The organism is Variovorax sp. AC103 (genome assembly GCF_979254005.1).
On record NZ_CEEDFC010000013.1, the window covers coordinates 74,209 to 97,959 of the forward strand.

Genomic DNA, 23,751 nt, shown 5'->3' on the forward strand with positions numbered 1-23,751 from the left:
CGGCCGGCAGGGCGCGGATAATCCGCCCCCATGTCTGCCGTGTTCAATCAGCCCTCCCTGGCGCGTCGCATCGCGCCCATCTTCCAGGGCTTCGACGGCTTTCTGGCCTTCGCCGTGCTGCTGCTCGCCTTTGCCGGCTTGCTGACCATGTATTCCTCGGGGTACGACCACGGCTCCCGTTTCATCGACCACGGCCGCAACATGCTGCTGGCCGGCTTCATCATGTTCGTGGTGGCGCAGGTGCCGCCGCAGCGCCTGATGGTGGCCGCCGTGCCGCTCTATTCGATGGGCGTGGCGCTGCTGGTGGCGGTGGCGCTGTTCGGCATTACCAAGAAGGGCGCGCAGCGCTGGATCAACCTGGGCGTGGTGATCCAGCCCAGCGAAATCCTGAAGATCGCCATGCCGCTGATGCTGGCGTGGTGGTTCCAGCGTCGCGAAGGCCAGCTGCGCCCGCTCGACTTCGTGGTCGCCACGGTGCTGCTGGCGGTGCCGGTCGGTCTCATCATGAAGCAGCCCGACCTGGGCACCTCGCTGCTGGTGCTGGCGGCCGGGATGGCGGTGATCTTCTTTGCCGGGCTGCCCTGGAAGCTGATCGTGCCGCCGGTGGTGCTCGGCGCGGTGGCCGTCGCGCTGATCGTGGGGTTCGAGCCCCAGCTGTGCGCCGATGGCGTCGACTGGCGGGTGCTGCACGACTACCAGAAGCAGCGCGTGTGCACGCTGCTCGACCCGAGCAAGGACCCGCTGGGCAAGGGTTTCCACATCATCCAGGGAATGATCGCCATTGGTTCGGGCGGCGTGGGCGGCAAGGGCTTCATGCAGGGCACGCAGACGCACCTCGAGTTCATTCCCGAGCGCACCACCGACTTCATCTTCGCCGCCTATTCCGAGGAGTTCGGGCTGGTGGGCAACCTGGCGCTGATCGCATCCTTCATCCTGCTGATCTTCCGCGGGCTGACCATCGCGGCCAACGCGACGACGCTGTTCTCGCGCCTGCTGGCGGGCGCCGTGACCATGATCTTCTTCACCTACGCCTTCGTGAACATGGGCATGGTGAGCGGCATCCTGCCGGTGGTGGGCGTGCCGCTGCCATTCATCAGCTACGGCGGCACGGCCATGGTGACGCTGGGGCTCGGGCTGGGCATCCTGATGTCGATCGCCCGGGCGAGGAAGCTGGCGCAGAACTAGCGCTGGCGCGCCGAGTGTCCTTTGGGGCGGCGCGGAGGAGGGTGGCTGCCTAGAATGTCGGAATGATCTCTCGCGAACCCACCATCGAGCGCCTCGCCACGGCGCAACAACTGCTCCTCACGCCGTTCGGACTCGACGAATCGCACCTGAGCAAGGCCCTGGCCGAGATCACCGCCCACAAGGTGGACGATGCCGACCTGTACTTCCAGTACACGCGCAGCGAGGGCTGGAGCCTCGAGGAAGGCATCGTCAAGACCGGCAGCTTCAGCATCGACCAGGGCGTCGGTGTGCGCGCGGTCAGCGGCGAGAAAACCGCCTTCGCCTATTCGGACGACATTTCCGAAGCTTCGCTGCTCGATGCGGCCCGCACGGTGCGCTCCATTTCCTCCGCAGGCCGCACCGGCCGCGTGAAGACACCGGCCCGCAAGATCGCTTCGAGCCGGTCGCTCTACGACGGCGTCGACCCCATCTCCACGCTCGACAGCACGGCCAAGGTCAAGCTGCTCGAAAAGGTCGAAAAACTCGCCCGCTCGCGCGACCCGCGCGTCGCGCAGGTCATGGCCGGCCTGGCGAGCGAGTACGACGTGGTGCTCGTGGCGCGCGCCGACGGCACGCTGGCCGCCGACGTGCGCCCGCTGGTGCGCCTGTCGGTCACCGTCATTGCCGAGCAGAACGGCCGCCGCGAAGTCGGCTCTGGCGGTGGCGGCGGGCGTTTCGGCCTGGCCTATTTCACCGACGAGCAGATCGCGGAGTACGTCGACCATGCCGTCAAGGCGGCCCTGACCAACCTCGACGCCCGCCCGGCGCCGGCCGGCGAAATGACCGTGGTGCTCGGCTCCGGATGGCCCGGCATCCTGCTGCACGAGGCCATCGGCCACGGGCTGGAGGGCGATTTCAACCGCAAGGGTTCGAGCGCTTTCTCGGGCCGCATCGGCCAGCGCGTGGCGGCCAAGGGCGTCACCGTGCTCGACGACGGCACCATCGCCGACCGCCGCGGCTCGCTCAACGTCGACGACGAGGGCAATGCCAGCCAGCGCAACGTGCTCATCGAAGACGGCATTCTGAAGGGCTACATCCAGGACTCGATGAACGCGCGCCTCATGAAGGTCAAGCCCACCGGCAACGGCCGCCGCGAGAGCTATGCGCACGTGCCGATGCCGCGCATGACCAACACCTACATGCTCGGCGGCGACAAGGACCCCAAGGAAATCGTCGCCAGCATCAAGAAGGGCCTGTACGCCACCAACTTCGGCGGCGGGCAGGTCGACATCACCAGCGGCAAGTTCGTGTTCTCGGCCAGCGAAGCGTATTGGGTGGAGAACGGCAAGATCCAATACCCGGTGAAGGGCGCGACCATCGTGGGCAACGGCCCCGACGCGCTGACCCGCGTGACCATGATCGGCGACGACATGGCGCTCGACTCCGGCGTGGGCACCTGCGGCAAGGAGGGCCAGAGCGTGCCCGTGGGCGTGGGCCAGCCCACCCTGCGCATCGATGGGTTGACCGTGGGCGGCACGGCCTGACGGATTGTTAAGGCTTGTTAAGCTGCGCTCCGTCGTTTTTCAAACAAGGAGCGTATCGATGAGGATCAGGATCAATTCGTCCGCGGCTCTGCTGGCCGCGACTGTCGTCGTGGCACTGGCGGGTGCGGGTTGCGCGTCGCGCGGCGGTTCCGCTGGCAGCCAGACCGCCGCGGCGCCCGCAGCAGCGCCCACGGCGCCGGCACGTGGCGGCGCCAAGGCCGGCATGGACGCCCAGGGCAACGTGGTCGACTCGTCGAAGGTCGAGGCCGGCAGCGGCCGCACCGTCAAGGGCCTGAACGGCTACGAAGGCGAGATCACCGGCAACCCGGCGCGCAACAGCAAGTTCACGCGGCTGCAGATCGGCATGAGCGCCAAGCAGGTCACCGATCTTGCCGGCCAGCCGACCGACCAGGGCGCCTACGTGACCGGCAAGGCCTTCATTCCGTTCTATTTCGGCAGCGACCGCCATCGTTTCGAGATGACGTACAAGGGCCAGGGCCGTCTCATCTTCGCGGGCGGCGGGATGGGTGACTATTCCGGCGGCAACCTCATCTGGATCATCCACAACCCCAACGAATCGGGTTACCGGTAAAAACAACGATCGCCCGGCCCCTGGGCCGGGCTTTCTTTTTCCGTGCTACATTCCGCCCACATGTCCGCCCTGCGCTCTTATTTCTTTGCCTACTTTTGGTTCCCGGTTTCCGGCGGACGAGAGGCGAGCGCGTAAAGCACACGAACACCCTCCCAGAACCGCCGGTGGCCTCAAGCCCCCGGCGGTTTTTTTATGCCCTGACGATATTCACTCCAACAAGGAAGCACCCATGAGCACGAACACTGCCCCCGCCGGCGACAGCTGGTATGCGAGCGTCGAGAAAACCAGCAAGACCGACGACGAACGCATCAAGGACATCAACGTGCTCCCCCCTCCTGAACATCTGATCCGCTTCTTCCCGATTCGCGGCACGCCCGTCGAGACGCTGATCGAAGGCACGCGCCGCAGCATCCACAACATCATGGCGGGCAAGGACGATCGGCTGCTGGTGATCATGGGGCCGTGCTCCATCCACGACCCGGCCGCGGCGCTCGAATACGCCCGCCGCCTGAAGGTCGAGCGCGAGAAGTACGCCGGCACGCTGGAAATCGTGATGCGCGTGTACTTCGAGAAGCCGCGCACCACGGTCGGATGGAAGGGGCTCATCAACGACCCGTACCTCGACGAGAGCTTCCGCATCGACGAAGGCCTGCGCATCGCGCGCCAGTTGCTGATCGACATCAACCGCCTGGGCCTGCCGGCGGGCAGCGAGTTCCTCGACGTGATCTCGCCGCAGTACATCGGCGACCTGATCGCCTGGGGCGCCATCGGCGCGCGCACCACCGAAAGCCAGGTGCACCGCGAGCTGGCGTCGGGCCTGTCGGCCCCCATCGGCTTCAAGAACGGCACGGACGGCAATATCCGCATTGCCACCGACGCCATCCAGGCGGCGGCGCGCGGCCATCACTTCCTGTCGGTGCACAAGAACGGCCAGGTCGCGATCGTGCAGACCAACGGCAACCCCGACTGCCACGTGATCCTGCGCGGCGGCAAGGCGCCCAACTACGACGCCGCCAGCGTCGAGACCGCCTGCAAGGACCTCGAAGCCGCCAAGCTGCCGCCTACGCTGATGGTCGACTGCAGCCACGCCAACAGTTCCAAGCAGCACCACAAGCAGATCGAGGTGGCCGCGGACATCGCCGCGCAGATCGCCAGCGGCTCGAAGCGCGTGTTCGGTGTCATGGTCGAAAGCCATCTGCAGGCCGGCGCCCAGAAGTTCACGCCGGGCAAGGACCAGCTGTCGGGCCTTGAGTACGGCAAGAGCATCACCGATGCATGCATCGGCTGGGACGATTCTGTGCAGGTGCTCGACACGCTGTCGGAAGCCGTCAAGCGGCGCCGGGGCTGAACGGTGCCGAGGCCGGCTTCTACTAAAGCATCCCGGCCAGGTCGGGCCAGTGGTGCCGCATCGACGCAGCCTCGTCGCTGCCGGACGGCACCAGGGAAAAATCGGCGAAGTCGAATCCCGGCCCGACCATGCAGGCGACCAGCGTGTAGTCGCCTGCGGTGTGGCCCTGGATCGGCCGGGCGGCCTGCCATTGGCCGGCGGGCACCACGTGCTGGGGCCGGTTGCCATGGACGTCGACCGGGCCCAGCCGCACATGGGCCGGCGCGGTGCGCATTGCGGCGTCGCAGGTCCACAGCGCCAGCGGCACGCCTTCCAGATGGACCCAGACTTCGTCGGACAGCACCCGGTGCCAGCGCGAATGCTGGCCCGCTTCGAGCAGGAAGTAGATGCTGGTCAGGGCGCTGCGCGTTGCGCGGCCATCGGTGGGCGTGACGCTCGCGGCCGAACGGAACACTTCGCTGTACCAGCCGCCCTCGGGATGGGGCTGCAGCTTCAGGGTGTCGATCAGCTCGCGTGCGCGTGGGACGGGCATGACGCTCATGATGCCGCCGTCGCGCGCAGCGCCGCAAGCAGTTTGTCGTGCACGCCGCCGAAGCCGCCGTTGCTCATGCAGACGATGTGATCGCCCAGCCGCGCCGCGGCCACGATCTGCCGCACCAGCGGCTCGATGGCACCGGCCGCCTGCGCCCGATCGCCCATCGGCGCGAGCGCCGCGGCGGCATCCCAGTCGAGCCCGGCCGTGTGGCAGAACGACAGGTCGGCCGATTCCAGGCTCCAGGGCAGTTGCGCGGCCATGACGCCCAACTTCATCGTGTTGCTGCGCGGCTCGAAGGCTGCGAGGATGCGCTCACTTTTCTTGCCGGCTGCATCCAGCTTGCTGCGCAGCCCGTCGAGCGTGGTGCGGATGGCGGTCGGGTGGTGGGCGAAGTCGTCGTACACCGTGATCGCACCGCCTGTGCGCTCGACTGTACCGCGCAGTTCCATGCGGCGCCGTACGTTGCGGAAGCTGCCCAGCGCCCGAGCCGCCTCGGCTGGCGCCACGCCGACATGCTCGGCCGCGGCGATGGCCGCCAATGCATTCATCTGGTTGTGCAGGCCAGAGAGTTCCCACTCGACCCGGCCGACCGCCTCGCCGCGCCGAAGCACGTCGAAGGCATCGTGCGTGCCGCGCGCCTGCCACTGCGTGTTCGCTCCGCCGGCACCGAAGCGCGCCAGTTCGCTCCAGCAGCCCTGTGCCAGCACGCGCTGCAGGCTGTCTTCGGTCGCGTTCACCACCAGCCGCCCGGTGCTCGGCACCGTGCGCACCAGGTGATGAAACTGGCGTTCGATGGCGGCAAGATCGTCGAAGATGTCGGCGTGATCGAACTCGAGGTTGTTCAGCACCGCGGTGCGAGGCCGGTAATGCACGAACTTGCTGCGTTTGTCGAAGAAGGCGGTGTCGTACTCGTCCGCCTCGATGACGAAGGCCGGGCCGTCGCCCAGCCGGGCCGACACCCCGAAGTCGAGCGGCACGCCGCCCACCAGGAACCCCGGCGCCTTGCCGCCTTGTTCCAGCACCCAGGCCAGCATCGAGGTGGTCGTCGTCTTGCCGTGCGTGCCGGCCACCGCCAGCACGTGGCGACCGAATAGCACATGCTCTGCGAGCCACTGGGGTCCGCTGGTATAGGGCTTGCCGGCATCCAGGATGGCCTCCATCAGCGGGAACTTGGGGCTGCCGTCCGGCAGGCGCGCGCGCGACACCACGTTGCCGACCACGAACATGTCGGGTGAAAGGGAAAGCTGGTCTTCGCCGAAGCCCTCGATCAGGTCGATGCCCAGGGCGCGCAGCTGGTCGCTCATGGGCGGGTACACGCCCGCGTCGCAGCCCGTGACCCGGTGGCCCGCCTCGCGCGCCAAGGCGGCCACACCGCCCATGAACGTGCCGCAGATACCCAGAATATGAATGTGCATCGGTCGATTCTAGGGAGCCGACCTGCGCGCCCCGCGTGGCCGCCCCGCGTTTGTCCCGTGCTTCGTACTGATGTTGATGTGGAGGATGTCTCCAGCAGGCAAAATGCCCCGATGGACACGTCCAAGCGTGAAATTGCCGCCACTGCAGCCCGCCTCGTCGTCGAGGAGGGACTGGAATACGGCCCGGCCAAGCGCCGGGCACTGCGTGAACTGGGGCTGTCGGCGCGCACGGCGCTGCCGAACAACGACGAAGTCGAGGCCGAGGTGCGCGAGTACATCGAGCTGTTCTGTGCCGACACCCAGCCGCAGGAGCTGCGCGCATTGCGCTTGTTGGCGCTCGAATGGATGGAGCGCATGGCGGTGTTTCGCCCTCATGTGGGCGGCGCGGTATGGCACGGCACCGCCACCCGTCTGTCAGACATTTATATTCAATTGTTCTGCGATGATTCCAAGTCGGCCGAAATCGCCCTCATCGATCACCATGTGGACTACGAGCCGCGCATGGTGACCGGCTTCCATGGCGAGCAGGTCGAGGCCTTGAGCGTGCACGCCCCGAGCCGTGCGCTCGGCGAGGAAATCGGCGTGCACCTGCTGGTCTACGACTTCGATGACCTGCGCGGCGCCCTGAAGCCCGATGCCCAGGGACGCGCACCACGCGGCGACCTGCCCGCATTGCGTCGACTGATTGAACAAGAAAAGGACCAGTGAATGACTTCTTCGCCTACCCGTCGCGGCATGCTCTATGCCGGCGTGGCGGCTGCGGCTGCGGCCGCCGGGCTTGGTGGTGCCTGGTGGAAGGAACGTGGCAGCGGCGCGGGCGGCGAGATGCTCGATGCGGCTTTCTGGGCGCAAAGCTTCGAGCGTCCCGAGGGTGGCGACCTTGCGATGTCGAGCCTGCGCGGCAAGCCCCTGCTGCTCAACTTCTGGGCCACGTGGTGCCCGCCCTGCATCGAAGAAATGCCGATGATCGATGCCTTCTTCCGTGAACATGGTGGCAACGGTTGGCAAGTGGTCGGATTGGCCATCGATCAGCCCAGCGCCGTGCGCAAGTTCCTTCAGCGCACGCCCGTCACCTATCCGACCGGATTGGCGGGCTTGCAGGGAACGGAATTGGTCAAGAACCTGGGAAACACGGGAGGCGGGTTGCCCTTCACGTTGGTCCTGAATGGAGGCGGTTCGGTGGCGGCACGTAAAATGGGCAAGCTCGAACCCTCCGACCTGGACACTTGGCGGCGTGAACTTGTTCATGGTTAGAATCAGCCCCCTTCCGCTGGCGTTAGACGCCGAACGCCGAAAATCAACGATTTTCGAACAAGTTATATCCTGAAGACCGGCCAAGCCGGCACTGGAGTCCCATGGACCTGCGCAAACTCAAGACACTGATCGACCTGGTGTCCGAATCGAATATTTCCGAACTGGAAATCACTGAGACCGAAGGCAAAGTCCGCATCGTCAAGGGCGGCGGCGCCGCACCGGTGCAATATGTGCAAACCCTGGCGGCGCCTCAGGCCGCCGCCGCAGCACCCGCTGCAGCCGGCGTGGCCGCAGCACCCGCTGTCGAAGCCGCACCGGCCGGCCATGCCGTGAAGTCGCCGATGGTCGGCACCTTCTACCGCTCGTCGAGCCCGGGCGCCGCGGCGTTCGTGGAGGTCGGCAGCAAGGTGAACGAGGGCGACACGATCTGCATCATCGAAGCGATGAAGATCCTCAACGAAATCGAGGCCGACAAGTCCGGCACGATCACCCAGATCCTCGGCGAAAACGGGCAGGCGGTCGAATACGGCCAGCCGCTGTTCATCATCGAGTGACCATGTTCAAGAAGATCCTGGTTGCAAACCGGGGGGAAATTGCCCTCCGGATCCAGCGCGCCTGCAGCGAACTCGGCATCAAGGCCGTGATGGTGTATTCCGAGGCCGACCGCGACGCCAAGTACATCAAGCTCGCCGAAGAGGCCGTGTGCATCGGCCCGGCCCCGTCGGCGCTGAGCTACCTCAACATGCCGGCGATCATTTCGGCGGCCGAAGTGACGGACGCCGAGGCCATTCACCCGGGCTACGGCTTCCTCAGCGAGAACGCGAACTTCGCCGAACGCGTGGAGCAGAGCGGTTTCCAGTTCATCGGCCCCACGCCCGACAACATTCGCACGATGGGCGACAAGGTGTCGGCCAAGCAGGCCATGATCAAGGCTGGCGTGCCTTGCGTGCCGGGCTCGGAAGGTGAGCTCTCGGACGATGCAGCCACCAACAAGCGCATTGCGCGTGCCATCGGCTACCCGGTCATCATCAAGGCGGCAGGCGGCGGCGGTGGCCGCGGCATGCGTGTGGTGCACACCGAGGCGGCACTGGTCAACGCGATCCAGATGACCAAGGCGGAAGCCGGTGCGGCCTTCAGCAATCCGGCCGTGTACATGGAGAAGTATCTCCAGAACCCGCGCCACATCGAGATCCAGATCCTTGCGGACAAGCACAAGAATGCGGTCTACCTGGGCGAGCGCGACTGCTCCATGCAGCGCCGCCACCAGAAGGTGATCGAGGAATCGCCCGCACCGGGCATTCCGCGCAAGCTGATCGAGAAGATCGGCGAGCGCTGCGCGGCCGCCTGCAAGAAGATCGGCTACCGCGGCGCCGGCACCTTCGAGTTCCTCTACGAAAACGGCGAGTTCTACTTCATCGAGATGAACACGCGCGTGCAGGTGGAGCATCCGGTGACGGAGTTCACCACGGGCATCGACATCGTCAAGACGCAGATCATGGTCGCGGCCGGCGAAAAGCTGCCGTTCACGCAGCGCCAGATCCAGATGCGCGGCCATGCCATCGAGGTGCGCATCAACGCCGAGGACGCCTGGAAGTTCACGCCGTCGCCGGGCCGCATCACCATGTGGCATCCGCCGGGCGGCCCGGGTGTGCGCGTCGATTCGCATGCGTACACCAACTACTTCGTGCCGCCGAACTACGACTCGATGATCGGCAAGATCATCGTCTACGGCGACACGCGCGAGCAGGCCATGGCCCGCATGCGCACGGCGCTGAACGAGACCGTGATCGAAGGCATCCAGACCAACATCCCGCTGCACCGCGAGCTGATGGTCGATTCCAAGTTCATGACCGGCGGCACCAACATCCACTACCTCGAAGAGTGGCTGGCGGCGCACAAGCGCTGACCCGGGACGCAGCGATGTTTGAACTCCGCCTGATGGCGCCGGAAGACCGGGTCGAAACGCTCAGCGATGCGCTCGACGCCCTCGACGCGCTGAGCGTGTCGGTGGAAGACGCCGACGCGCAGACCGACGCCGAGCAGGCGCTGTTCGGCGAGCCCGGCATGCCGCCGCCCAAGGAGGGCTGGCAGCGTTCGCGCGTGATCGCGCTGTTCCCCGACGAGGCGCTCGCGAAGGAGGCCGCATCGGTGCTCGCGCTGCAGGACTTCTTCGAAGGCTGCGAGGTGCTCGGCATTGCGTCGGTGCCCGAACAGGACTGGGTGCGGCTCACGCAATCGCAGTTCGCACCGGTCGAGATCACGCCCGAGTTCTGGATCGTGCCCACCTGGCATGAGCCGCCGGCGCAGGCGAAGCAGGTGATCCGGCTCGACCCGGGCCTGGCCTTCGGCACCGGCACGCATCCCACCACGCGCATGTGCCTGCGCTGGATCGCCACACGGGGCGAGGGCGCGCTCGGCAACCAGCGCGTGCTCGACTACGGCTGCGGCTCCGGCATCCTCGCGATCGGCGCGGCCAAGTTCGGCGCCACCGACATCGACGCTGTCGACATCGACGAAGCCGCGGTTTCCTCGACCGTGCTCAACGCCGAGGCCAACGCGGTGCAATTGAAGGCCGGGCTGCCTGAAGCCGCCAAGGGCGCGTACGACACCGTGCTCGCCAACATCCTGGCCACGCCGCTCAAGGTGCTTGCACCGCTGCTGCGCAGCCATGTGAAGGCCGGCGGATCGCTGGTGCTGGCCGGCATCCTCGCGCGCCAGGCCGACGAGCTGAAAGAAGCCTACGCGCCTTACGCCGCGCTCGACGTCAGCGACACCGAGGACGGCTGGATCCTCATGACTGCGCGCTGCTGAGTTGTCGATGGTGCGCGCGGCCGGCGGTTCGCGCCGCCTCGCATCCCTCACGCGGCGAGGGCCCAACCCTACAATCGCCCGGTCATGAGTCTCGTCACGCGCTGCCCCGCCTGCACCACCACCTTCAAGGTGGTGCGCGACCAGCTTCGCATCTCCGACGGGTGGGTGCGTTGCGGCCGATGCAGCCACGTGTTCGACGCCACGCTCGACCTGCACGAGGCACCCGATGGTGCGCTGCCGCCGGTGCAGGGTGGCTACATGCCCGGGCTGGTCGAGCCTTCGGGTGAACCCAAGGCCCTCGTGCCTGCGACACCGGAGATCACGCCGCCATCGCCGACCGAGCCCGCGATGCCTGTGCCGCAGTCGGAGGACGCGGACTTCTTCGACGAAGAACTCGAACTGCCGCCGCGCGCAGAGCCAGCGCCCCCGGCGCCTGTGCCAGCTACCGAACCCGCCGAACCTGCCGAACCTGCCGAACCCGCGAAGCCTCCTGTTTTCTCGCTGGCGTTGCCCGACCACGGCATTGCTGCGGACGAGCCCTGGTCCGACCTCGATGTCACCGAGCCCGCGTGGAAGCCGCCGCCGAGCACGTTGCCGCCGTTCCCGAACATCGACCTGAACCTCGCGTCGCCGCCACCCGCGGCACGCCCGCCGGCCCCGCCGCTGCCGGTTGCATCCCGCATCAAGGTGCGCGCCCTCATCGAGCGCGCGAGCGACGACGGGGAAGGGGAGCGCGAGCAAGAGGAAAAAGACCACGACCAGGTGCAGATGCAGAAGGCGCTGCGCCGCGCCCGCGCCAAGTCGGCCAAGATCGCGGGCGCCAAGGCACGCGACGAGCGCGCAGCCGCCAAGGCCGCCGGGGCCGCCGAAGGGGCGGTGGTGCAGGTGGCCAGCGAGCCCGACTATTCGCTGTCCTCGGCTTTCGAGCTGCCGGTAGGGCACCCCCTTGCCGACGAGGACGAGCTCGCCGACACCTCCCCACGCTTCTGGCATCGCAAGGGCGTGCGCATGGTGCTGGTCGTGCTGGCGTTGCTTGCCGTGCTGCTGCTTGCCGCACAGGTGCTGCGCCACAACCGCGACGGTATCGCCGCGCGCCAGCCCAACCTGCGCCCCGCGCTTGCCATGCTGTGCCAATACACCGGCTGCGAACTTGCGGCCCTGCGCCAGATCGGCGACATCGTGATCGAAGGCGCGGCCTTCGCGCGCGAGAAGACCGGCGCCAGCGACTACCGGCTGAGCTTCACCCTGCGCAACGGCGCCACCGTGCCGCTCGCGATGCCGGCTGTCGAGCTCTCGCTGCTCGACACGCAGGAGCGTGCCGTGGTGCGCCGCGTGCTGATGCCCGCTGACTACGGCGCACCGGCGGTGCTGCAGGCGCGCACCGACCGCGCGGCCTCGCTGCCCCTGAGCCTTTCGGCCTCGGAGGCCGCGGCATTGCCGCCCATCGCGGGGTACCGCGTCGAAGCTTTCTATCCCTGAGCGGGGTGCCTTCACGCATCCCGCTCTTCCTCCTTCATTCTTTCAACTTCAACCAACGGTTCAACCATGGCAGCAGTGATTTGCGGTTCTCTCGCGTTCGACACCATCATGACTTTCGAGGGCCGGTTCGCCGACCAGATCCTGCCGGACCAGCTGCACATCCTCAATGTGTCGTTCCTGGTGCCGACGCTGCGGCGTGACTTCGGTGGCTGCGCCGGCAACATCGCCTACAGCCTCAACGCGCTGGGCGGCACAGCGCTGCCCATGGCCACGCTCGGCAACGATGGTGCCCCGTACGTGGAGCGCATGCGCACGCTGGGCATCGACACCGAGTTCGTGCGCCAGCTCGACGACACCTACACCGCGCAGGCGATGATCATGAGCGACGTCGACAACAACCAGATCACCGCCTTCCACCCCGGCGCGATGCAGCAGGCGCACATCACCAAGGTGGCCGCGCGCGACGACATCAAGCTGGGCATCATCGCGCCTGACGGCCGCGACGCGATGCTGCAGCATGCCGAGCAGTTCGCCGCGGCGGACATCCCCTTCGTGTTCGATCCGGGCCAGGGCCTGCCGATGTTCGACGGCGAGGCGCTGCGCCACTTCGTCGAGCTTGCGAGCTGGGTGGTGGTGAACGACTACGAAGGCAAGATGCTCTCGCAGCGCACCGGCTGGAGCCTGGCCGAGATCTCGCAGCGCGTGCGCGGCCTGGTGGTCACGCTGGCGGGCGAGGGCTGCGAGGTGTGGGTCGACGGCGAGCGCGAGCATGTGCCCGGCGTGGTGGCGACCGAGGTGGTCGAGCCCACGGGCTGCGGCGACGCATGGCGCGGCGCGCTGCTGTTCGGTCTGGAAAAGGGCTGGTCGCTGGCGCAGTGCGCGGCGCTGGGCAACAAGGTCGGCGCGATCAAGATCGCGCAACGTGGCCCGCAGAACTACGAGATCGACCGCAAGGCCCTGGGCCTCTGAGCGTCTTCTTCCCGCGCCGGTTCGCCGGCCTGCGCTCGTTCATCGAGCGCTCATGAAAAAAGCCCGGCACCGTGAGGTGCCGGGCTTTGCGCCTTCAAGGCTGCTGAGATAACTCAGGGCTTGCTGGCCGTGGGGAACGGCCAGGCTGCCTGAGGGTTCAGCGTCGTTTGCGCCGCAGGAGCGGGCGCTACGGCAGCTGCCTTGGCAGGCGCTGCTGCCTTGGGAGCCTTCTTTGCAGCAGGCTTCTTGGCAGCAGCGGCAGGCTTGGCGGCAGCGGGCTTTTTCGCGGCTTTCTTGGCCGCAGCCTTTTTCGCAGGCGCCTTCTTGGCAGCAGCCTTCTTCGCAGGCGCCTTCTTGGCGGCGGCCTTCTTCGCCGGAGCCTTCTTGGCAGCGGCCTTCTTGGCCGGTGCTGCCTTCTTGGCGGCTACCTTCTTGGCCGGAGCCTTCTTGGCGGCGGCCTTCTTGGCCGGTGCTGCCTTCTTGGCCGCAACCTTCTTGGCCGGCGCTGCCTTCTTGGCGGCTACCTTCTTGGCAGCGACCTTCTTTGCCGGTGCTGCCTTCTTGGCGGCTACCTTCTTGGCCGGAGCCTTCTTAGCAGCCACGACCTTCTTTGCCGGAGCCTTCTTTGCAGCGACCTTCTTGGCCGGCGCTTTCTTTGCAGTTGCCATTTCTATTTCTCCTTGATCAAGTTGAAAAAAATCAACCTATTGAAGCACTCCACGCACGTTGGGTAGCGTGAAGTGATTCATGGCGTTGGAATCTGAGCTCCAGCACCATGAACACCTGAGCCCTCATCCATGCCGCGCTCTTTGGCGCAGTCGGTGGCAAGGGCAATTCTTGAATTCACCAATTCTTGTCGAAAGATTCAATCCCACGAGAGCGCGCCGCCCGATTGGTACTCGATCACGCGCGTCTCGAAAAAGTTGCGTTCCTTCTTCAGGTCAATCATTTCGCTCATCCAGGGGAACGGGTTTTCCTCGTTCGGGAAGAGCGTTTCGAGGCCGATCTGCTGTGCACGCCGATTGGCGATGTAGCGCAGGTAGCCCTTGAACATGGAGGCGTTCATGCCGAGAACGCCACGCGGCATCGTGTCTTCGGCGTATTTGTACTCGAGCTCGACGGCCTTCATGAAGAGGTCCTTGATCTCGGCCTTGAACTCGGGTGTCCAGAGGCCGGGGTTCTCGAGCTTGAGCTGGTTGATCAGGTCGATGCCGAAATTGCAGTGCATCGACTCGTCGCGCAGGATGTACTGGTACTGCTCGGCGGCACCGGTCATCTTGTTCTGGCGGCCCAGCGCCAGGATCTGCGTGAAGCCGACGTAGAAGAACAGGCCTTCCATCAGGCAGGCGAACACGATGAGCGACTTGAGCAGCGTCTGGTCGGTTTCGTGCGTGCCGGTCTTGAAGTGCGGGTCGCTGATGGCGTCGATGAACGGGAGCAGGAACTGGTCCTTCTCGCGGATCGACTGCACTTCGTTGTAGGCGTTGAAGATCTCGCTCTCGTCCAGGCCGAGCGACTCGACGATGTACTGGTACGCGTGCGTGTGGATCGCTTCCTCGAACGCCTGGCGCAGCAGGAACTGGCGGCATTCGGGGGCCGTGATGTGGCGGTAGGTGCCCAGCACGATGTTGTTCGCGGCAAGCGAGTCGGCGGTCACGAAGAAGCCGAGGTTGCGCTTGACGATGCGGCGTTCGTCTTCGGTCAGGCCGTTCGGGTCTTTCCACAACGCGATGTCGCGCGTCATGTTCACTTCCTGCGGCATCCAGTGGTTGGCGCAGGTGGCGAGGTATTTTTCCCAGGCCCACTTGTACTTGAACGGCACCAGCTGGTTGACGTCGGTCTGGCCGTTGATGATGCGCTTGTCGGAAGCCTTGACGCGTTGGGCGACAGCGGGTGTTGCTGCGGCTGCGGGGGCAACCGAACGCAGCGGCGCGGCGCCGTCATCGAACGTGCCGACGGTGCGAAGAGCAGGTTGTGCAATCGACGAAGTCGGAGCATCCAACGAACGACCTGCGGGCGAACCGACGGTCGATGCGTTGTGGTGCTGCAATCCTTGTTGCATATCCTTTGATAAGGAGGGCTTGACTTCTTCGTCCCAGGTCAACATAGAAAAATCCAATGCTCAAATTATCGGAGTAACGATGTGAGTTGCAAAGTGCTCGTTCACATCGCACGCCATTTATGTGGTTGTTATGTTGCTCGCATGCATCGCGCGATGTCAGTCAATGCCGTCATTGAGTGAACGTCGAGTGTCTTTCGCATGCATCTCGCTGAATCGCTGAAGCGCCGCGCGTGCATTTCGAATGCATCGCGCGGCGCTTCACTTGCAAATCACTGGCAGGCTTCGCAGGTCGGATCGTCCACACCGCAGAACGCGATGTCGGTGGCGGGCATCGCGCTCATCTGTGCCTTCGCGGCAGCCGCAGCGGCTTCGAGTGCGCTCATGCCCGAGGGTGCGTCGTTGCCCGACGACACCGCGTTGAGACGGCCCGATTGCACCGTCGATTTTTCAGCGTGCGTCGCGCTCTGCGTGCGCAGGTAGTACGTGGTCTTCAGGCCGCGCAGCCATGCGAGCTTGTACGTGTCGTCGAGCTTCTTGCCCGATGCGCCGGCCATGTAGATGTTCAGCGACTGCGCCTGGTCGATCCACTTCTGGCGACGCGAGGCGGCTTCGACCAGCCAGGTGGTTTCCACTTCGAACGCGGTGGCGTAGAGCGCCTTCACGTCTTGCGGCACACGGTCGATCGGACGCAGCGAGCCGTCGAAGTGCTTCAGGTCCATGACCATCACGTCGTCCCACAGGCCCAGGCGCTTCAGGTCGCGCACCAGGTAGTGGTTGATCACCGTGAACTCGCCCGACAGGTTCGACTTGACCGACAGGTTGCCGAAGCAGGGTTCGATCGAGGCGTCCACGCCGATGATGTTCGAGATGGTCGCGGTCGGTGCGATGGCCACGCAGTTGGAGTTGCGCATGCCCTGCGCCTTGATCTTCTGGCGCAGCGCGTCCCAGTCCAGCGTGGACGAACGGTCGACCTCGACGTAGCCGCCGCGCGCCTTCTCGAGCAGGTCGAGCGTGTCGATCGGCAGGATGCCCTTGTCCCACAGCGAGCCCTTGTAGCTCGAGTACTTGCCGCGTTCGCGCGCCAGGTCGGCCGATGCCGAGTACGCGTGGTAGCAGATGGCTTCCATCGACTCGTCGGCGAACTGCACGGCTTCCTGCGAAGCGTACGGAATGCGCAGCTCGTACAGCGCGTCCTGGAAGCCCATCAGGCCCAGGCCGACCGGACGGTGGCGCAGGTTGGAGTCACGCGCCTTCTTCACGGCGTAGTAGTTGATGTCGATCACGTTGTCGAGCATGCGCATCGCCGTGGAGATCGTCTTCTTCAGCTTTTCCTGGTCGACCTTGCCGTCCTTCAGATGCTGCAGCAGGTTCACCGAACCCAGGTTGCACACGGCGGTTTCGGTGTCGCTGGTGTTCAGCGTGATCTCGGTGCACAGGTTCGACGAATGAACCACGCCGGCGTGCTGCTGCGGCGAGCGCACGTTGCAGGCGTCCTTGAACGTGATCCAGGGGTGGCCGGTCTCGAACAGCATCGTGAGCATCTTGCGCCACAGGTCCGAAGCCTGGATGGTGCGCGCGGGCTTGATCTCGCCGCGGGCAGCCTTTTCTTCGTAGGCGACGTACGCCTTTTCGAAGTCGGCGCCGAACAGGTCATGCAGGTCGGGCACGTTGGAGGGCGAGAACAGCGTCCAGGTGCCCTTTTCCATCACGCGGCGCATGAACAGGTCGGGGATCCAGTTGGCGGTGTTCATGTCGTGCGTGCGGCGGCGGTCGTCGCCGGTGTTCTTGCGCAGCTCCAGGAACTCCTCGATGTCGAGGTGCCAGGTTTCCAGGTACGTGCAGACGGCGCCCTTGCGCTTGCCGCCCTGGTTCACGGCCACGGCCGTGTCGTTCACCACCTTCAGGAACGGCACCACGCCCTGCGATTCGCCGTTGGTGCCCTTGATATGGCTGCCCAGCGCGCGCACGCGGGTCCAGTCGTTGCCCAGGCCGCCCGCGAACTTCGAGAGCAGCGCGTTTTCCTTGATCGACTCGTAGATGCCGTCCAGATCGTCGGGCACGGTGGTCAGGTAGCAGCTGGAGAGCTGCGAGCGCAGCGTGCCGGCGTTGAACAGGGTGGGCGTGCTCGACATGAAGTCGAACGACGACAGCACTTCGTAGAACTCGATGGCGCGCGCTTCGCGGTCGATCTCGTTCAGCGACAGGCCCATGGCCACGCGCATGAAGAAGGCTTGCGGCAGCTCGATGCGCGACTTGCGCACGTGCAGGAAGTAGCGGTCGTACAGCGTCTGCAGGCCGAGGTAGTCGAACTGGTTGTCGCGCTCGGCCTTCAGGGCGGCGCCCAGGCGGGGCAGGTCGTACTGAAGCAGCTTTTCGTCGAGCAGCTCGTTGTCGACGCCCTTCTTGATGAACTGCGGAAAGTAGTCGGCGTAGGCGGTGGCGCGGTCGACCGGCATCACTTCGCGGCCGATGATCTCCTTGAAGATCGTGTGCAGCAGCAGGCGCGCGGTGGCGAAGGTGTAGTCGGGGTCTTTCTCGATCAGCGTGCGGGCGGCCAGGATGGAAGCCTTGTAGACCTCGTCGAGCGGCACGCCGTCGTACAGGTTGCGCATCGTCTCGGCGACGATCGGCGCGGCGGTGATGCTGTCGCCCAGGTTTTCGCAGGCGGATTCGATCAGCCCCTTGAGCTGGTTCAGGTCGAGTTCGACGCGTTCGCCATTGTCCAGCACGTGCAGCGCCTGCTGGGCCGGCATTTCATGCTCGCCCTGCTTGGAACGCTCCTGCGTGCGGCGTTCGCGGTAGAGCACGTAGGCACGCGCGATTTCGTGGTGGCCGCCGCGCATCAGGCCGAGCTCGACCTGGTCCTGCACGTCCTCGATGTGGAAGGTGCCGCCGCCCGGACGCGAACGCACCATGGCGCGAATGACGGCCTGGGTGAGCGTGTCGACCGTTTCGCGCACGCTGGCCGAAGCCGCGCCCTGGGTGCCGTGCACGGCCAGGAAGGCTTTCATCATCGCGATGGCGATCTTGTTCGGCTCGAAGGGCACGACCGCGCCGTTGCGGCGAATGATCTGGTAGTGGGCGAGGTTCTGGCCGGTGTGCGAGCCCGCGGTGTCGCGTTGCTGCTGTGGCGGCGTCGAGGGAACGGCGCGCGGGGTCGATTGGGGGTTCAGGGCTGTTTGCATTCGCTTCCTCTCGGTTGGCAATTCTTGTTGGTTGGCGATGCCTGGGTCGGCGTCGCGCCGGTGTGGATGACCGGACGGAGGACACTATATCTGGGGTGTCGGCACCCTACAAGCCACTACAGGTAGTGTTTTCCTCCGGATACACGCACGGCCCGATTTTCATCCGGCAAGCGACAACGCCAGCAGTGCCGCGTGGATACTGGCCCATGGTGTCCCAACCCGCATGGCGCTTGGCTTGCGGGCCGATTTGGGCTTGCAGCCCGCATGGTTGCTGGGTGCGGCAGTTGCAATCCGCGCGTCGATGCGCGTCAGGCTCAGCGCATCGCGTCGCGTTGCGCGATTGGAAAAATTAGCGCTGCACCACCTGCGCCGGAAACATCTGTGGATTCCAGCCGAGTTGTTTGCGCAACAGCCGCCAGTCGAAGCCGGTGCCCGGGTCGTGTTTGCGTCCCGGCGCGATGTGCTCGTGACCGGCGATGTACGCGATGGCGTAGTGCTGCCCGATGGCGGCGCACAGGCTCGCGAGCGTTTCGTATTGCGGCTCGTCGAACGGCTGGCCTTCCAGGCCTTCGAGCTCAATGCCGATGGAGTCGTCGTTGCAGTTGCCGCGCCCGCGCCACGACGACACGCCGGCATGCCAGGCGCGGTCGTCGCAGCTCACGAATTGCCAGAGCTCGCCGTTGCGCCGCACGAAGAAATGCGAGGACACCGCGAGCCCGCGGATCGACTGGAAGTAGGGGTGCGCGTCCCAGTCGAGCCGGTTGGTGAAGAGTTGCTGCACCGCGTCGCCGCCGTACTCGCCGGGCGGCAGGCTGATCGAGTGCAGCACGACGAGGTCGGTCTGCGCGAGCGCAGGGCGGGGTCCGAAGTTGGGCGAGCGCAGCGCCTTCGCGAAGCGGTACCAGCCGGCGTGCCAGAGGCCGTCGTCGGCGGGGGCCTGCACAGGGGCGTCAGTCGTCGGCATGGCTGCTCGTGCCATCGTCGCCGTTGGGTGTGGTGATGCCCAGCCGCGCGATGCGGTAGCGGATCTGCCGCAGGCTCATGCCCAGCCGCGCGGCGGCCGCGGTGCGGTTGAAGCCGCTCTCGTGCAGCGCGCGCACCAGGATCTCGCGTTCCTGCTGGTCGAGGTAGGCCTGCAGGTCGGAGGGCAGCGGCGGCGGCGCGGCCTTGGGGGATGCGGCCGGCGCGGCGGAAGCCACGGGGGCAGCCGGCGAAGGCGCGTCGAAAGCCGGCAGCAGCGGCGCCGGCGCGGACGCCGCGGCCTCGGCGGCGGCCGTGAAGCCGCCCATCAGGTCCAGGTGCAGTTCGTCGCCGTCGTTCAGTGCCACCGCGCGGTGCAGCAGGTTCTCGAGCTCGCGCACGTTGCCGTCCAGCGGATGCAGCGACAGCCGGCGCAGCAGGTCGTGCGACAGGTGCGGCACCGGCAAGCCGCCGTCCTGCGCGATGCGCGAGAGCAGCGCGGCGCACAGCGCGGGCAGGTCTTCGCGGCGCTCGCGCAGCGCGGGCACCGCGATCTCGATCACGTTGAGGCGGTAGAACAGGTCTTGCCGGAACCGCCCGGCCTGCACCTCGGCGTGCAGGTCCTTGTGGGTGGCGCTCACGATGCGCACGTCGACCGCGTCTTCCTGCGTCGAGCCGATCGAGCGCACGCTGCGCTCCTGGATCGCGCGCAGCAGCTTCGATTGCATGGCCAGCGGCAGGTCGCCGATTTCGTCGAGAAACAGCGTGCCGCCGCGCGCGGCCTGGAAGTAGCCGTCGCGGTCCTGCGACGAGCCGGTGTACGAGCCCTTGCGCGCGCCGAAGAATTCGGCCTCCAGCAGGTTCTCCGGAATGGCGCCGCAGTTCACCGCCACGAACGGGCCTTCGCTGCGCTGGCTGCAGGCATGCACCGCGCGCGCCACCAGTTCCTTGCCGGTGCCCGACTCGCCGCGCACCAGCACCGGCGCCATGCCTCGTGCCACTTTCGCGATGCGCGACTTGACGAGGCGCATGGGTTCCGAATCGCCCACGAGGCGCTCGAGCGCGGCGATGCCGGTGCCCGAGGCCATCACCGGCGCATCGAGGGTGCCGGCGGGCGCCGCCTGCGCGGCGCGGGCAGGCGGCTGCATCGCCTGGCGCGCCTGCACGGCGGACGCGACGACGGCGCGGAACTGCTTCAGGTCGACCGGCTTGGTGAGGTAGTCGAAGGCGCCTGCCTTCAGCGCTTCGACCGCGTTCTCGGCCGAGCCGTAGGCCGTCATGACCACGCAGCGCTCGCTGCGCTGGTCTTTCTGGATGCGGTGGATGATCTCCATGCCCTGGCCGTCGGGCAGCCGCATGTCTGTGATCACCGCGTCGAAGCGCCCGGCCTCCAGGTACTGCCACGCCTCCGACACGCTGCCCGCCGCCTCGACACGGTAGCCCTCGCGCAGCAGGGTCAGCTCGTACAGCGTGCGCAGGTCGGGTTCGTCGTCGATGACCAGGATCTGCGCCGGCCGCGGGGTGGAAGGGGGGGAAATGCTCACGGCGCTATTGTGTCAGCCGGTTTTCGCTCGCGGCGAAGCTGACGAAGAATTCGTTGCCCTCGGGCCCGCCCGGCACCAGTGCGCGCCGCTCGTAGCCGATGGTGGCGCCGTGCCGGCGGCACAGCTCGCGGCACAGGAACAGGCCGAGCCCGCTCGAACGGCTCTCGGAAGAAAAGAACGGCTCGAACAGGTGCCGCTGCACCGCGGGCTCCAGCGGCGCGCCGTCGCTCCACACCATCAGGCTGGGGCGTGCGGTGGTGCCGCGCTGCAGGCTGGTCAGCACCTGGATCGAGCCTTCGCGCTTGCCGGCATAGCGTGCCGCGTTGTCCAGCAGGTTGACGATCAGGCGGCGCAGGTGCTCGGCATCGAAGCGCACGTCGCTGCCCGGCGCATCGAGCGAAACCTGCACGCCCTGGCGCTGCGTCTGGCGCACCCATTCCTCGGCCAGCACCTGCACCGCGGGGTCGAGCACCACCTGCTCGCCGAGCGACAGCACGCGCTGCTGGCGGGCGCGCGACACGTCGAGCACGTCGTCCACGATGCGTGCCAGGCGCTGCGCGTTGTGCTGCACCATGCTCGTGAGCTTGCGGTGCGCGGGGTCGGTCAGGTCTTCGTTAAGCAGTGCGCTGGCCTGCGTGATGGCGGCCAGCGGGTTGCGGATTTCATGCGCCACCGCGGCCGACATGCGGCCCATGGCCGCGAGTTTCTCGGTGCGGATGCGCGCCTCGAGTTCGCGCAGGTCCTGCAGGAACATCACGCACAGGCTGTCGGCGCGCTGCTCGCTGGTGGGCGTGAGCCGCGTGCGCACGCGCACCTCGCGCGCCGCGCCGCGCGCCTGCGCCACCGGAATTTCCTCGGTCTGCGGCGCCCGGCGCGCGAAGGTCTGGCGCGCCAGCGCGGCCAGCGCGTGCCAGGCGGGTTGCGCATGCAGCGGGAACGGCAGCGTCAGCTTCGCCAGCCCCTGGCCCAGGATGGCGTCGGCCGCCGGGTTGGCCGCGTGCACCAGGCCTTCGGCGTCGATCACCAGTACGCCTTCGCTCAGCGTCTCGATCACCAGGACGTTGACCTGCGCCTGCATCTGCGCGCTGCTGCGGTTGCGCTGGGCCACCGTTTCTTCGCGCGCCAGCCGGCGGGCCAGTTCGTGCGCGAGCAGCGCCACCACGAACAGGCCGGTGCCGGTGAGCGCGGCCTGCACGAAGCGGCCCGAGGAGTCGACCGGTTGCTGCAGCCAGTGCCAGCCCGCGTCGGCCAGCAACAGCAAGGTGACGCCGGCCGTGGTGCCCAGGCTCACGATCATGGTGCCGAGCACCGCGCTCATGAGCACCGGCAGCGCGAACAGCGGCGTGTAGTTGACGTTGCCGCCCTGCAGCACCTGCAAGGCGGTGAAGGCGCCCAGGTCGATGCCGATGGCCAGCAGCCAAAGCGCGGTGAAGCCGCGGATCGGCGGCTGGAAGCGCGTGTAGCGCATGCCCAGCCAGCTGGCGACCACGTACAGCGCGGAGATGGCCATGGCCGCCGGCTGCATCGGCTGTCCGAGCACGAAGGCCACGCCCTGCAGCACCACCAGCACCAGCGCGACGAAACAGCGCGCGCCCATGAAGCCGCGCCACAGGCGGGTCAGCGCGCTGCTTTCGCCGGGGCCGAGGTCGAGCAGGTCCCAGTCGGTGACGGGGTCGCCGCGCGACGGCAGGGGCGCGTTCATCGCACCGCGGCGGCTTCGCGGTGCGCGGTACTGCAATAGACCGTGCCGCCCGGGCCGCCGATGGCGTCGGTCGCCGGCAGGTGCAGCCCGCAGTGGGCGCAGCGCACCATGGCCTGCGGCGCCGCGACCTGCGTGGGCGCGCGTTGCTGTGCCTTGGCCGCGCGTTCGCGCATCGCGTCGCGCATTTCTTCGCGCCGGTTCTTGCGCCAGAGCCAGATCGCGATCCACAGGACGGCGAGAACGAGGAGGTATTTCATACGGGAGGACGCGCCAGCACCACTTCGAGCACGAAGCGCGAGCCCACATAGGCCAGCAGCAGCAGGGCCGAGCCGGCGTACAGCACGCGGCGCGCGGTGCGGCCGCGCCAGCCGAAGCGGGCCCGGCCGATCAGCAGGATCGCGAAGGTGATCCAGGCGAGCACCGAGAAGGTGGTCTTGTGGTCCCATTTCCACGCGCGGCCGGCGGCGCCGTAGAGCTGCTCGCTGAACAGCAGGCCGGCGAGCAGCGTGGCCGACAGCAGCACGAAGCCGGCGGTGACGAAGCGGAAGGTGAGGCGTTCGAGCGTGAGCAACGGCACGCCGCCCTGCGGCTCGGCGGTGGCCAGGCGGATCTGCTTTTCGGCGCGGGTGATCAGCCAGGCGTGCACGACGGCCGCGCCGAACAGGCCGTAAGAGGCAATGCCCAGCGCCAGGTGCAGCGGCAGCCACGGCGAGGCCATGACGTGCAGCGGCGTGCCGGGAAACAGGATGGCCAGCAGCACAGCCGCCGCGCCCAGCCAGGCGAGCGCGCGGCGCACCTTCAGCTGGGGATACATGCGGCTTTCAATGGCATACACGGTGAGCACCAGCCACGCGGTGACCGACAGGGCGGGCGCGAAACCGAAGCGCGGCTCGCTGCCGATGAGGCCGTGAGCCAGCACGGCGGCGTGCAACAACCATGCAATGCCCAAGGCCCACTGTGTCGATTGGCGACTCAGTTTTGCGCCTGCAGCGGCGGCAAAACCATAGGCAACCGCGGTGGCGATGCCCAGCGCCACGCCGAGTGGAGAGGGGATCGCTAAAATCATCGGTCGGAGTGTAATGGCTCGCCCCCAGGCTTCGCGCACTTCGTGTCGCTATGCCAATCCCCTGCGGGGGGCAACACCTGCGGCCCGGCAAAGCCGGTTCCGCGGTGTTTCGCGAAAAAGG

At 66.7% G+C, this 23,751-nt stretch carries 21 protein-coding genes; 11 read left to right on the plus strand and 10 right to left on the minus strand.

What is annotated here, in order from left to right; genetic code table 11:
* Positions 1-30: 30 nt before the first annotated feature.
* The 4 genes from rodA (at position 31) to AC0IYU_RS19580 (ending at position 4,648) form a co-directional block, all read left to right on the plus strand.
* The gene (gene rodA / locus AC0IYU_RS19565) at positions 31-1,185 is read left to right on the plus strand and encodes a rod shape-determining protein RodA (RefSeq protein WP_435441268.1); all 1,155 of its coding nucleotides are present in this window, start codon (positions 31-33) and stop codon (positions 1,183-1,185) included.
* Positions 1,186-1,247: 62 nt separating this feature from the next.
* Positions 1,248-2,708: a metalloprotease TldD gene (tldD, locus tag AC0IYU_RS19570; RefSeq protein ID WP_472120248.1), complete on the plus strand. Its 1,461-nt coding sequence runs from the start codon at positions 1,248-1,250 to the stop codon at positions 2,706-2,708.
* Positions 2,709-2,766: 58 nt separating this feature from the next.
* Positions 2,767-3,300, plus strand: a complete 534-nt coding sequence (locus AC0IYU_RS19575) for a hypothetical protein (protein ID WP_472120250.1) — start codon at positions 2,767-2,769, stop codon at positions 3,298-3,300.
* A gap of 229 nt (positions 3,301-3,529) precedes the next feature.
* Positions 3,530-4,648 (plus strand): 3-deoxy-7-phosphoheptulonate synthase, encoded by a 1,119-nt coding sequence (locus tag AC0IYU_RS19580; protein ID WP_472120252.1) that lies wholly within the window; start codon positions 3,530-3,532, stop codon positions 4,646-4,648.
* Positions 4,649-4,670: 22 nt separating this feature from the next.
* On the opposite strand, the gene AC0IYU_RS19585 is transcribed toward AC0IYU_RS19580, so the two are convergent.
* Together AC0IYU_RS19585 and mpl are read right to left on the minus strand one after the other, a co-directional pair.
* Positions 4,671-5,180, minus strand: coding sequence for a cupin domain-containing protein (locus AC0IYU_RS19585; RefSeq protein ID WP_472120447.1), 510 nt, complete (start codon positions 5,178-5,180; stop codon positions 4,671-4,673).
* 5 nt (positions 5,181-5,185) lie between these two features.
* Positions 5,186-6,598 carry a UDP-N-acetylmuramate:L-alanyl-gamma-D-glutamyl-meso-diaminopimelate ligase gene (mpl, locus tag AC0IYU_RS19590; RefSeq protein WP_472120254.1) on the minus strand — a complete coding sequence of 471 codons (1,413 nt, stop codon included), beginning with the start codon at positions 6,596-6,598 and terminating at the stop codon, positions 5,186-5,188.
* Between the two features lie 111 nt (positions 6,599-6,709).
* On the opposite strand from mpl, the gene AC0IYU_RS19595 reads away from it, so the two are divergent.
* The 7 genes from AC0IYU_RS19595 (at position 6,710) to AC0IYU_RS19625 (ending at position 13,111) form a co-directional block, all read left to right on the plus strand.
* The gene (locus tag AC0IYU_RS19595) at positions 6,710-7,306 is read left to right on the plus strand and encodes a hypothetical protein (RefSeq protein WP_472120256.1); all 597 of its coding nucleotides are present in this window, start codon (positions 6,710-6,712) and stop codon (positions 7,304-7,306) included.
* Positions 7,307-7,852, plus strand: a complete 546-nt coding sequence (locus AC0IYU_RS19600) for a TlpA family protein disulfide reductase (RefSeq protein ID WP_472120258.1) — start codon at positions 7,307-7,309, stop codon at positions 7,850-7,852. It begins immediately after the preceding gene.
* 101 nt (positions 7,853-7,953) lie between these two features.
* Positions 7,954-8,406, plus strand: a complete 453-nt coding sequence (gene accB, locus AC0IYU_RS19605; protein WP_472120260.1) for an acetyl-CoA carboxylase biotin carboxyl carrier protein — start codon at positions 7,954-7,956, stop codon at positions 8,404-8,406.
* 2 nt (positions 8,407-8,408) lie between these two features.
* Positions 8,409-9,758: an acetyl-CoA carboxylase biotin carboxylase subunit gene (gene accC, locus AC0IYU_RS19610; RefSeq protein ID WP_435441276.1), complete on the plus strand. Its 1,350-nt coding sequence runs from the start codon at positions 8,409-8,411 to the stop codon at positions 9,756-9,758.
* 14 nt (positions 9,759-9,772) lie between these two features.
* On the plus strand, positions 9,773-10,663 hold the full coding sequence (prmA, locus tag AC0IYU_RS19615) for a 50S ribosomal protein L11 methyltransferase (protein WP_472120262.1): 891 nt from the start codon (positions 9,773-9,775) through the stop codon (positions 10,661-10,663).
* Between the two features lie 84 nt (positions 10,664-10,747).
* Positions 10,748-12,142, plus strand: a complete 1,395-nt coding sequence (locus tag AC0IYU_RS19620) for a zinc-ribbon and DUF3426 domain-containing protein (protein WP_472120264.1) — start codon at positions 10,748-10,750, stop codon at positions 12,140-12,142.
* Positions 12,143-12,208: 66 nt separating this feature from the next.
* Positions 12,209-13,111: a carbohydrate kinase family protein gene (locus tag AC0IYU_RS19625; RefSeq protein WP_472120266.1), complete on the plus strand. Its 903-nt coding sequence runs from the start codon at positions 12,209-12,211 to the stop codon at positions 13,109-13,111.
* Positions 13,112-13,224: 113 nt separating this feature from the next.
* On the opposite strand, the gene AC0IYU_RS19630 is transcribed toward AC0IYU_RS19625, so the two are convergent.
* The 8 genes from AC0IYU_RS19630 to AC0IYU_RS19665 all read right to left on the minus strand — a co-directional run bounded on the left by AC0IYU_RS19630 (position 13,225) and on the right by AC0IYU_RS19665 (position 23,630).
* On the minus strand, positions 13,225-13,779 hold the full coding sequence (locus AC0IYU_RS19630) for a histone H1-like DNA-binding protein (protein ID WP_435441280.1): 555 nt from the start codon (positions 13,777-13,779) through the stop codon (positions 13,225-13,227).
* Between the two features lie 197 nt (positions 13,780-13,976).
* On the minus strand, positions 13,977-15,218 hold the full coding sequence (locus AC0IYU_RS19635; RefSeq protein ID WP_435486205.1) for a ribonucleotide-diphosphate reductase subunit beta: 1,242 nt from the start codon (positions 15,216-15,218) through the stop codon (positions 13,977-13,979).
* 224 nt (positions 15,219-15,442) lie between these two features.
* On the minus strand, positions 15,443-18,358 hold the full coding sequence (locus AC0IYU_RS19640) for a ribonucleoside-diphosphate reductase subunit alpha (protein WP_435441282.1): 2,916 nt from the start codon (positions 18,356-18,358) through the stop codon (positions 15,443-15,445).
* 349 nt (positions 18,359-18,707) lie between these two features.
* Positions 18,708-19,322: a 1,6-anhydro-N-acetylmuramyl-L-alanine amidase AmpD gene (gene ampD / locus AC0IYU_RS19645; RefSeq protein WP_472120268.1), complete on the minus strand. Its 615-nt coding sequence runs from the start codon at positions 19,320-19,322 to the stop codon at positions 18,708-18,710.
* Positions 19,309-20,862 carry a sigma-54-dependent transcriptional regulator gene (locus AC0IYU_RS19650; RefSeq protein ID WP_472120270.1) on the minus strand — a complete coding sequence of 518 codons (1,554 nt, stop codon included), beginning with the start codon at positions 20,860-20,862 and terminating at the stop codon, positions 19,309-19,311. The genes ampD and AC0IYU_RS19650 overlap by 14 nt, the downstream gene beginning before the upstream one ends.
* Positions 20,863-20,866: 4 nt before the next feature.
* Positions 20,867-22,564: a two-component system sensor histidine kinase NtrB gene (locus AC0IYU_RS19655; RefSeq protein WP_472120272.1), complete on the minus strand. Its 1,698-nt coding sequence runs from the start codon at positions 22,562-22,564 to the stop codon at positions 20,867-20,869.
* The gene (locus AC0IYU_RS19660) at positions 22,561-22,821 is read right to left on the minus strand and encodes a PP0621 family protein (protein WP_435486200.1); all 261 of its coding nucleotides are present in this window, start codon (positions 22,819-22,821) and stop codon (positions 22,561-22,563) included. The genes AC0IYU_RS19655 and AC0IYU_RS19660 overlap by 4 nt, the downstream gene beginning before the upstream one ends.
* Positions 22,818-23,630, minus strand: a complete 813-nt coding sequence (locus AC0IYU_RS19665; protein ID WP_472120274.1) for a cytochrome C assembly family protein — start codon at positions 23,628-23,630, stop codon at positions 22,818-22,820. Before AC0IYU_RS19665 ends, AC0IYU_RS19660 begins: the two co-directional genes overlap by 4 nt.
* Positions 23,631-23,751: the final 121 nt, after the last annotated feature.